Genomic DNA, 10,168 nt, shown 5'->3' with positions numbered 1-10,168 from the left:
AAAGTAGGGTGGGACATGTCGAGGTCTTCCGGGTGGGCAGTGTAGGAACTTCCATCTTCAGGGAGACCTCGACTCCTACACGGACAGCGACGCGCTCAACGGACTACACCCTCGTTCGAGAAGAGCCGGTTATCGCGGTGACTAATCCTGGTGAGAATGTGTGGGAAAGACTGTGGATGAGTGTGCGGTCGTCCTGACCGATCCGCACGTCGACGAGTTCAAGTCCAGGGTCGTCACTGTGATCGGTTGATCCCGTGACGGTCGGTTCGCGGAGTACCGCTGCGATGCGTTCGGCCGCGGCGCTGCCCGCTCGTACATAGTCCAGGCCATGCCCAAGGCGCAGCGCCGGGGTGACCACGGCGAGCCCGAACAGCAGCATGGCGGCGAGCACTGCCGGCTCTTGGTCGTAGCCGATGGCGTAGGCGATCGCATAGGTTGCGACGGCCTGGAGCAGCGCCACCGCTACGGAAGAGAGTGTCGCGACCCGTCGCACCCAGGCGACCATGTTCTCGGTGAACCGGCGTGCTGCGTCGGCATAGTTGGCGGTTGCCCCGGCCTGTGCGCTGTAAATGCGGGACACGCGAATGCCGCGTGCGTAGTCGTCGACAGCGGTCCTGATGTCCGTCATCACACGGACCGTTTCGGTTCCGTGTTTCGCTGAGCTTCGCGGCACGATGAACAGATAGTAGGCTGCGGCCAGCAGGCCAGGGATCAGCGCAATCAGGGTAAGGGGACCCGCCACTGCGACCAGCAGAGTTACTGTCGCGAGGGGCACCACCGCAAGGGTCGCGATTTCCGCGGGCAGATGTGCGACGGTGTGGTGTAGCGCGGCAATGTCTTCGCCTACCAGACGACGCAGCGCGTCAGCGCCATACCGTGAGACCGTGCTCATCGGCATGTGCGCGAGATGGCGAGCGGTATCGCGCCGTAGCCGTGCGGAGAATCTTGCCTCCCCGTGATGTGCGAGCCACGACGAGACGGACAGGAGCAGGCCTCCAATGAGCCAGCAGACACACGCCGAAATCGCATGCGTCAGTGTCACCGCAGCGACGACCTGCACGGTGAACCATAAGGCTCCGACCATCGTGAGGCCACCAAGCGCGGCGGCGGTAACCGCTGCTGTAAGCACAGGGATCGCGGGGCGCAGTGCGGCCGCAATGGGTGAGGCCGGTGCGGCCGCAGGGTCATTGTTGAGTGCGGGCACTATTCGGTGCCTCCTTCCTTGATCGGAGTTTCCTTGTTCCGATGCCGGTCTCGTCCGAGCGGCACCACCTGCGGGGTTCCTGCGACGGGATCAGGAACGACGAGACAGCGCAGACCGAACACCTGCTCGACCAGGTCGGAGGTCAGTACCTCAGCCGGTGGGCCCTCGGCGACGACACCTCCGTCCTTCATCGCGACGAGATGCGTTGCGTAGCGGGCAGCCTGGTTGAGGTCGTGAAGAACGGCGACAAGGGTGTGCCCGGCAAGGTGGAGGTCGGTGAATAGTTCCATCAGCTCGATCTGATGGGTCAGGTCAAGGAACGTCGTCGGCTCGTCCAGCAACAGGATTTCGGTCTGCTGTGCCAGCGCCATCGCGACCCAGACTCGCTGTCGTTGCCCGCCGGAGAGTTCGTCGACGAGCCGGTCTGAGAGTTCATGGATGCCAGTTGCTGCCATCGCGGTAGAGACCGCCTGCTCATCGTCCGGTGTCCACTGTCGGATCAGTTTCTGGTACGGATACCGGCCGCGAGCGACCAGATCAGCGACTCTGATCCCATCGGGAGCGAGCGAGGTCTGCGGTAGCAGTCCCAACTTGCGCGCAACCTCTTTGGCCTTGTAGGAATGGATGTCTTGTCCGTCAAGTACCACCCGCCCTGATCCTGGTTTCAGGAGCCTGGATAGCCCGCGCAGAAGGGTCGACTTGCCGCATGCATTCGGCCCGACGATCACGGTGAAAGACTCATCGGGAATCGACACCGACAGGTTCTCGTTGATGACGCGCTTGTCATAGCCGATCGTGGCATTCACCGTCCACAGTCGACTTGTCGGTACGGTCAACTCGGCGGTGTTAGCAGTGGCGAGGGGGTGAGTGTCCACTCGTGTCATATGCTTCTCCTTGTTTCACGAATAAGGAGCCAGATTAGGTAGAGACCACCCAGGCTCACGGTGATGAGGCCAACCGGAACAGGCCGGTAGACCTGCGCGATCACGAGCGACAGCAACTGCGCGAGAGACAAGAGCGCGGCTCCCATGAACGCGGACGCAGCCACGGTTACCCCGGGTGTCCGTGTCAATCGCCTCGCGAGCTGTGGCGCGGACAGTGCGACGAACCCGATCGGACCGGCAGCAGCTGTCACCAACGCGGTCGTCGCAACTCCCAGGATCAGCAGCAGCGGGCGAGCAACGGAAGCGTTCACCCCCTGAGCGAGTGCCGCGTCGTCACCAAGTTCCAGTTGTCGCAGAGCGGGAGCCAACATCGTCACTCCGATGAAGACAATCAGGCCCCCGATGATGACGGGGACAAGCGAGTGCCATCCGACGCGACTGAGCGACCCGGCCGCCCAGAAACCGACGCTCATCGCATCGGTGATCTCGGCGCGAGTGATGAGGTACGCGTTGATCGATCCCAGCATCGCGGAAACTCCGATGCCGACGATGATGAGGCGGAAACCCTGCACGCCTCCTCGATAGGAGAGCAGATACACCACGATTGCGGTGAGCAGCCCGCCGACCAGAGCTGCTGCGGCGATGTACCAGTACTGATTCGCGCCGATGACAAGGATTGTGAGCACCACGGCCGTGTACGATCCTGCGTCGAAGCCGATTACATCCGGAGATCCCAGGGGGTTGCGGGTCAGCGATTGGAAGATTGCACCGCCGATCCCCAGTAGCGCTCCGAACAGGATTGCCGCGATCGCGATGGGCAGACGCCATTCCGTCACGATCAGGCGATGGAAGTCATCGCCCTGGCCGAAGAGCGACTGGACAACCTGGGCAGTTGTCAGTGGATAGTCACCGATTCCGAGGGACATCACCGCAACGGTCACCGCAACTACGGCGAGGATCGAGTTGATCGCAATGCTCCGTGCGCTGAATCTCAGCGCGACGGCGCGCTGAGTACGGATTGTGCGGTTCCGGTAACCGAAATCGATCTGTCGTGGGATTTGAATAGTGGATTTCATAGCCCGGATGCCTTTCGCCGGCGCACAAGTGCGATGAGGACGGGGGCACCGATGAGTGCGGTGAGCACGCCGGCCTCGATCTCGCCGGGGCGGGTGATCACTCGTCCCAGCACGTCTGCGATGAGCACGATGGAGGGTGCCGCGAGGGCGGTGTAGGCGATGATCCATCGCTGGTCGGGTCCGGTGAACCAGCGCACGATGTGCGGGACCATGAGACCTACGAACGCGATACCTCCGGTGAGCGCTGTTCCGCCACCTGCGAGGAGCGTCACGGCAATGATCCCCAAAATACGAGTGCGGGTGACGCTTGCTCCGAGTGCGGTCGCTTGGTCGTCTCCCAGCGCGACCGCGTTCAAGGAGCTGCTGATCAGTGCGGCTAACAGGATTCCTACCGCCAGAAACGGGGCAACCGAAGCGGTGTCATCGAGTGAGGCGCGCGAGAGGGAACCCAACCCCCAAGCCCGGAAGGAACGGAACGTCTCCTGATCCATCAGTGTCAGAAACGTTGAGAAAGCTGAGAGGACAGCGGCAAGTGCGATGCCTGCGAGCACGAGTGTGACGGGAGATGAGGCGCCTCGTCCCGCTGACCCGATCAGGTAGACGAGCACCGTGGCAAGGATCGCACCGATGAACGAAAACCAGATGTACCCGGTGATTCCTCCGACTCCGAACAACGTCACGCCAACGACAATGGCGAACCCCGCTCCGGCATTTACGCCGAGAATACCGGGATCGGCAAGCGGGTTGCGTGTGATCGCCTGGATGAGCGCGCCCGAAACACCGAATGCCACACCAGCAGCAATCCCCACAACCGTGCGAGGTACTCGTAATGTCCAGACAATGGAGCTTGCCTCGGAGCTATCTGGGGAGAGTACGACCCGCCAGATCTCGCTGATGGGTAACGGGTTCGCGCCGAATGACAGGCTTGCTGCCAGAACCACCACAAGCAACGCGAGCAGCACAATCACACCCGATATTCGACGGTTGCTTGTTGGGAGGTGCCCTTCTCCCAGCGCACTGCACGCCTCGCGCGCACCTACTAACGAAACAGTCATGACCGATCTTTCGTGTTGTTCAGCTATCGCGGCACCACGGACTGCTAGACCCGTGGTGCCGCGATAGTCCGTGACCCGAGTTAGAACACGTCCGCAATCTGGGGAACGACGCGTTCGACCGCCCAAGCATTGCCGATGGGTCCGCCGCTGGTGATTGCCCACAAGAGATCGCCGCCGTCGTCAGTTTTCGGCGGCAGCTGGACAAACTGACCGGACGATACCGCTCCCAGGTTTTGGAACAGGTCGCGACCTGTCAACTCCTGCATTTCGGCTTCGCTCGCGGCTGCGCTCTGTCCAAGGATGAGGACGTCGGCGTCAATCTTCGATAGAAGTTCATCACTAACCTTGGTATCCGTCACGAATTCCGTGGCGTTCGGGTTCTCGCTGAAACCGAGGTCGGCCAGGAATGCAGCGGGCGCGGAGCCAGGCTGTGAGAAGTACTGCAGTCCGTTTGTTGGGCCGTAGTAGATCGCCCAGGTCGCGGTGAGCCCGTCGAACTCGGGATGATCTGCACGCACTTGCGCGAAGCGTTCATCGTGTTCCGCAATGACAGCTTCGGCCGCGCCGCTAAGGTCTAGCGTCTCACCTAGGACGCGGATCGAGTCCTGCCAGGGAATGGTGCGTTGAGACGATTCCGGGCTTGTCACCACCGGGGCTATCTTGGAGAGTTGCTGGTAGTAGTCACGCAGTTCGCCGTAACCGGGCACCCAGCCTACGGTGACGATGAGGTCGGGGTTGCTCGCTGCGATGGCCTCGATGGGGATGTCTTCGCCCATCATGAACTCGTAGGTGTCCAGCTCGGCTGACCCATGCTCTTCGAGGTAGCCGCCCTCGCTTACGAAGTTCGAGGTCAACACAGGCGTGACCCCTAAGGAAAGCAGCAACTCGGTGTCGATCGCGTTCGGGACGATCGCTGCGATCCGCTCAGGGCGCTCCTCGAGGATCGTCTCTCCGTACGGTGATTCGAGCGTCAGAGGGTAACTGGTCTTGCCTTCAGCGGCAGGGAGCAGGCTTGATTCGCTTGCGCCGGGCTCTTCAGGACTGTCGTTGGAGTCCGGGCTCGTGGAGCAGCCCGCGATGAGCAGTATTGTCGCGAGGCTCGCCCCGATACTGGCAGCGACGCGGGAGCGTCTGGTCTTCTTCATTCGTGTTTGCCTTTCTATAGTTCAGATTGTTCATTGATGAGAGGGATGGTCATGAAGTCTTCGTTAGGACATCGGCGATGAGAGGAACGAGATAATCTGCGGCCCATTCCTGCCCGATTGGTCCGCCTACCGTGACCGTCCAGAGCAGATCTCGGTCGTCTTCGGTCTTCGGAGCCAACCGGACGAGATGCCTAGACGTGACAGCGCCCAGATTCATGAAGAGGGTGTTTTCGGTGACAAGCTCGTGCATTTCTTCATCGCTCGCGTTCACGGTCTGGCCCAGCAAGAGAACATCCGCATCGATTTGGGTCAGCAGTTCACTGCTGACCCACGGGTCGCCTACGAACTGATTAGCCTTCGGATTCGGAATGAACCCAAGCTCGCTGAGAAAGAGTTCTGTCCCCGATCCCGATGGAGACATATAGCGGAGGCTATTTGCGGCCCCGAAGTGGAGAACCCAGCTAGTGGTGAGACCCGCAAATTCCGGGTGTTCCTTTCGTATCTCGGCGAAATGTTCTTGGTGATGTGCGATAACTTGTGTTGCTGCGTCTTCGAGGTCGAGCGTCGATCCAAGGAGGCGAATAGAGTCTTGCCAAGGGATGAGCTGTTGCGACGACGTGTCGGGACTGGTCAGTACTGGGGCGATTGACGTCAATCGGTCGTAGTAGTCGCCAAGGTTGACGCCACTCAACCCGTCTGTCCATCCCACCGCCACGATGAGGTCAGGGTGGCTGGCGGCGATGGTTTCTATCGGAAGGTCTTCACCGGACACGAACTCGTAGGTTTCAATTTCTGCTGCCCCATGATCGTCGAGATAACCGCCTTCACTCACGAGACTTGACGTGAGAATGGGGGTCACGCCGAGGGCGAGAAGCAGCTCAGTGTCGATCGCTGTCGGGGCGACCGCTGCAATGCGTTCAGGCCGTTCCGGAAGAACAGTCTCACCGAACGGTGATTCGAGCGTCAGCGGATAGCTTGTAGTCTGCTCGGCCGCTGGCAGTAAAGATGCTTGCTCAGGGTGTCTTGTTGCATTATCGGATTCGGGCTTTGCCGAGCAGCTTGCAGCGAACAAGGAAATGGTGAGAACAACACAGATGCTGCTGAGGATGCGAGAAGGCTTAGCTTGCGAACGGCTCATGGTTTCCCTATCTGAATTGAGGATCGCTGCGTCCGGGCGACCGGGCTGAGGAAGATCGAAACGAAGAGAACGAGGAGGGGAATGACGAGCGCGCCACGCAGTCCGGCACGTTCGCCGACAAATCCGAGAAGGGGTGGAGCAACCAGGAACGCGATATATCCAATGACGGTCACGAAAGCAACACGCGTTGCCGAGTTCTCTCCCGATGCCCCAGCCGAGGAGATCGCTACAGGGAACCCCAGAGACGCGCCCAGACCCCACAACACAACTGCAACCCCCGCCACGACTGAATTGTCAACGAAAGCAACAAGCGAGATTCCAACAACGGCACTCAGAGCGCTCGCTCCGAGCACCCAGGCACGCCCGAATCGTTGAACAACCGGTCCTCCCAAGAACCGTCCTAGCGTCATCGCCGCGGCGAAGACCGCGAAGACCGTCGAACTGAGTGCTGGATTCAGACCATGCCCATCGACCATGATCAGGGGAAGCCAGTCGTTCGCCGTGCCCTCAGCGAACGCCATTGCGAGAACGATGACTCCGATGAGCCAAAGAGAGGAGTCGCGCCATACTGCTCGCTCAGAACGATAGGCCGGTGTATTTGGTTTCTGTCGGCGACCGGTTGCGGGCGGTAAGAAGCGTATGCAAACTAGCAGGATCACAATGCCGGACAGTCCGATCGTCATCAGATGCGTGACAACTGAGAAATCCGCGGCGGTAGCCACAATTCCGAGTGCCGCACCGATAAGGGTGCCCAAGCTAAACGAACCATGTAACGCTGGCAGGAACGGTCTGCCAGAGATGGCTTCGACATCTGCGCCCTCAACGTTCAGTGCAATCTCGCTACCGCCCATGCTCAGACCGAACAACGCCAATGCCGCGATGACGAATCCGTCGATCTGGGCTGCCGCGCCAAGACCTATGAGGGGCACGCTCACGGCTACACCCAACGTGCCGAATGCGATCAGTGGCTTTGCGCCAAGTCGAGCCAACAGCGGCCCTGAACAGAGAATCCCCGCCATCGCCCCTAGTGATAGACCAAAGATCACGATACCCATCTGCGCGGTTGAGGCTCCGAGCAAATCGCGAATCGCTGGTATGCGCGTGACCCAGGACGACATTGCCAGACCCGGCAATAGAAACAATGCACAAAGCGCCAAGCGGCGTGCCGCGAGGGTGGTTGACATTGACTGCCTTTCTTTATTGCTGGTGTGCCCGAGAACCACTGAGCGGGTGGGATAGGTCGTGGGTGAGGGATGCAGGTTCCCTTCGCCTCACTGGCCGACGAGTCCGGCCGCGCCCCGCTTCCAGTAGCCCGTGAAATCGATGTCGGACTTTGGGACACCGCGTTCTTTGACCAAGAAGCGGCGCATCTTTTGCACTTCGGCCTGTTCGCCAGCGAGCCAAGCAAACGGCTCATTGTCGTGCCAGTTCACGCCTCGTATCGCGTTGAGCAGCGGGTGCCGCGTGCCAGTGTGGCGAGGAATCCAGGAGATCTCGATTCCCTCAGGGGCAGTGAGTTCTTGTCGGTGATCGTCTTCCGCAACATCGATGAGAACCTGACCGCGCGCATCGCACGGTAGTTCTTCGAGGAGCCGTGCAATAGCGGGAATCGCTGTATCGTCACCTGCCACAAGGAACCAGTCGCAACCGGCAGGCAGGCTCTGCGTCTTGCCCGGACCCGCGATATGGATCGGGTCACCAGGTCGTGCCCGCCGAGCCCAATCGGCCGCAACCCCGTGCCCATGCAGCACGAAATCAACATCCAGCTCACGCGATTCCGAGTCGTAACGTCGCACCGAGTACGCCCGTGCGATGGGGCGCCTCCCTTCCGCGAACGTTACGCGGCCATTTTCGATCACAGGCAAGACCGGCTCACTCTCACCTGGATAGGGAAACAGCAAACGAATATCGTCATCGAACCCCGGTGAGGTGAAAGCTGGTTGCAGATCTCCCCCTGGCGAGGTGAACTCACCCAACTGGCTCCCCGTCAGCGTGATCCGCTTCATCCCCGAAGTCACGTCCACAACGCGGCCTACAGCAAGTTCACGCAGCGCTACTGGAACCAAGCGCAACGTACGTGCAGACACACTCATAGACAATCTCCTTACAGCGACAGAACGGACCACCCCCACAAGCATCGGCACACATGGGCTCACTAAGTAAGTGTGCCCTTACTTAGGTCGGATGATTTATCCGTAAGCGCAGAGTTCGCATACTCTGATGCTGATGCCTGACTAGTGAACAAAGGATCATGCTCGTGCTGTTCGACCCACCACCGGTGCCTACCTCCCAAGCAGTGTCTGTGCACAACACACGTGACCCCTCCCTCTTATGGGTGCACGCGGGAACCGCAGAGGTTCGCGCAGCGCAACAGGAGTACCTACTCTCCTCCGGGCAGGGCATATGGTTGCCTGCCGGTATCCCCTACACCGTGGAGGTGGGCGCTGACTCAGTCGCATTCCCGATCTTCCCAGCCGCAGGAACCCGCGCGCCGAACCTCGACCGACCCCAGCGCATCAATCTCTCAAACAGCTGGTCCGAGTGGCTCATCTACCAGTTCGCGCGGAGTATCGGCTACCTTCGGGGCGCAACCTCCGACACCAGCCTCCTCGATCTGGTTGCCGGGTCTCGCTACGCGACACCTAAGGAAGAAGCGCGGCCTATAGAGCAGGTGCCACTGCCTCCGATGCCCCGCTCACCTGAAGCCCTGACGGTCGCGCACTCGCTGCTCCAGAGACCCGATGATCCCTCCGAGACGACAGACCACGCACGAGCGGTCAATATCAGCGTTCGGACTTTGCAACTGCAGTTTCTGCAAGAGACAGGACTTCCATTCATACGGTGGCGCACTGCTGTACGTGTTGCGGCCTCAGCCGCCCTGATGGATGCTGGCCACGAGATCGGCCAAGCAGGCAGGCAGGTCGGCTTCTCCACTCCCGCTGGATTCACGAGAGCATTCCACACACAAACTGGAATGACCCCCCGCCAGTACAAGAAGGCGCGGCCTGTCATTCCCCGTCACGATGACACCCTTGCCACCGACTTCAGCGAACTGATGCTGCCTCAACTGCAACCTGAGGCGGCTCCACCTGAGGCTTCACCGCCGTCCGTCCCGGCAACGCAGACCTGGAATCGGATCAACGATTTCCACGTCCTGGTATGGCTCTACCGCGGTGCCGCGCGAGTAATGGTCGGTGAGCGCACTCGACGACTCCGACGCGGCGACGCTATCTGGCTTCCCGCAGGCGTTCGCAACAGCATTACACTTTCGCGCGGCTCGCTGCTACTCCCTCTCGGATCACGCCACGGCACACCGGAAACGCGACTTCCTCGCAACCTCGTCCAGCGATTTCCAGATGAGGCTGAGCTCTACCTGCTGCACACTTTCGTCGCCAATTACAGCCTTGTTCGCCCTACGTCGCACGACCCGAACCGGATCACGCACTCATTTCTCAAGCATGCCACGAGGACGCGAGCCGGAGCAGCCGAAGACTTGGCGGGAGTTACGCCCGTTTACAAGATCATCCGCGCGGTGCGCAGGGTGAGTCCCATAGAGTGGTGGCATTCCCACCAGGGACTTCACCCCCAAAAATGTGAAGAACCATCGTGGGATCCCGCTAGTAGTTCCGCCAAGAACCTCACGAAAGGCATCCCACGATGGCTGAC

The 10,168-nt window shown here is 60.5% G+C and carries 9 protein-coding genes; 1 reads left to right on the top strand and 8 read right to left on the bottom strand.

The window, feature by feature from the left end:
• Positions 1-103 precede the first annotated feature (103 nt).
• From BSP109_RS15625 to BSP109_RS15590, 8 genes are all read right to left on the bottom strand, one after another.
• Positions 104-1,204, bottom strand: a complete 1,101-nt coding sequence (locus BSP109_RS15625; RefSeq protein ID WP_257944742.1) for an ABC transporter transmembrane domain-containing protein — start codon at positions 1,202-1,204, stop codon at positions 104-106.
• On the bottom strand, positions 1,204-2,088 hold the full coding sequence (locus BSP109_RS15620; protein WP_006822427.1) for an ABC transporter ATP-binding protein: 885 nt from the start codon (positions 2,086-2,088) through the stop codon (positions 1,204-1,206). Before BSP109_RS15620 ends, BSP109_RS15625 begins: the two co-directional genes overlap by 1 nt.
• Positions 2,085-3,164, bottom strand: coding sequence for an iron chelate uptake ABC transporter family permease subunit (locus tag BSP109_RS15615; RefSeq protein ID WP_006822426.1), 1,080 nt, complete (start codon positions 3,162-3,164; stop codon positions 2,085-2,087). The genes BSP109_RS15620 and BSP109_RS15615 overlap by 4 nt, the downstream gene beginning before the upstream one ends.
• Positions 3,161-4,132, bottom strand: a complete 972-nt coding sequence (locus BSP109_RS15610; RefSeq protein ID WP_249268444.1) for an iron ABC transporter permease — start codon at positions 4,130-4,132, stop codon at positions 3,161-3,163. Before BSP109_RS15610 ends, BSP109_RS15615 begins: the two co-directional genes overlap by 4 nt.
• 167 nt (positions 4,133-4,299) lie before the next feature.
• A complete protein-coding gene (locus BSP109_RS15605; protein ID WP_006822424.1) occupies positions 4,300-5,364 on the bottom strand; it encodes an ABC transporter substrate-binding protein in 1,065 nt (354 codons plus the stop codon).
• A gap of 49 nt (positions 5,365-5,413) precedes the next feature.
• The gene (locus BSP109_RS15600) at positions 5,414-6,502 is read right to left on the bottom strand and encodes an ABC transporter substrate-binding protein (protein ID WP_006822423.1); all 1,089 of its coding nucleotides are present in this window, start codon (positions 6,500-6,502) and stop codon (positions 5,414-5,416) included.
• Positions 6,499-7,686 (bottom strand): MFS transporter, encoded by a 1,188-nt coding sequence (locus BSP109_RS15595; protein ID WP_101601841.1) that lies wholly within the window; start codon positions 7,684-7,686, stop codon positions 6,499-6,501. The genes BSP109_RS15600 and BSP109_RS15595 overlap by 4 nt, the downstream gene beginning before the upstream one ends.
• 87 nt (positions 7,687-7,773) lie before the next feature.
• Complete coding sequence (locus BSP109_RS15590; RefSeq protein WP_006822421.1) at positions 7,774-8,595, bottom strand: siderophore-interacting protein; 822 nt, start codon at positions 8,593-8,595, stop codon at positions 7,774-7,776.
• Positions 8,596-8,753: 158 nt separating this feature from the next.
• On the opposite strand from BSP109_RS15590, the gene BSP109_RS15585 reads away from it, so the two are divergent.
• Positions 8,754-10,168 (top strand): helix-turn-helix domain-containing protein (locus BSP109_RS15585; RefSeq protein WP_101601843.1); only part of this gene is annotated, 1,415 nt, incomplete at its 3' end.

The organism is Brevibacterium sp. Mu109 (assembly GCF_900169375.1).
In the GTDB taxonomy this organism is placed as follows: domain Bacteria; phylum Actinomycetota; class Actinomycetes; order Actinomycetales; family Brevibacteriaceae; genus Brevibacterium; species Brevibacterium yomogidense_A.
This window is presented reverse-complemented; position numbering and strand designations above follow the sequence as displayed.

Bases quoted from the DNA above. Each gene is read 5' to 3' on its own strand.
- BSP109_RS15620 (WP_006822427.1), bottom strand. From the start codon at position 2,088: ATGACACGAGTGGACACTCACCCCCTCGCCACTGCTAACACCGCCGAG.
- BSP109_RS15615 (WP_006822426.1), bottom strand. From the start codon at position 3,164: ATGAAATCCACTATTCAAATCCCACGACAGATCGATTTCGGTTACCGG.
- BSP109_RS15605 (WP_006822424.1), bottom strand. From the start codon at position 5,364: ATGAAGAAGACCAGACGCTCCCGCGTCGCTGCCAGTATCGGGGCGAGC.
- BSP109_RS15600 (WP_006822423.1), bottom strand. From the start codon at position 6,502: ATGAGCCGTTCGCAAGCTAAGCCTTCTCGCATCCTCAGCAGCATCTGT.
- BSP109_RS15595 (WP_101601841.1), bottom strand. From the start codon at position 7,686: ATGTCAACCACCCTCGCGGCACGCCGCTTGGCGCTTTGTGCATTGTTT.
- BSP109_RS15590 (WP_006822421.1), bottom strand. From the start codon at position 8,595: ATGAGTGTGTCTGCACGTACGTTGCGCTTGGTTCCAGTAGCGCTGCGT.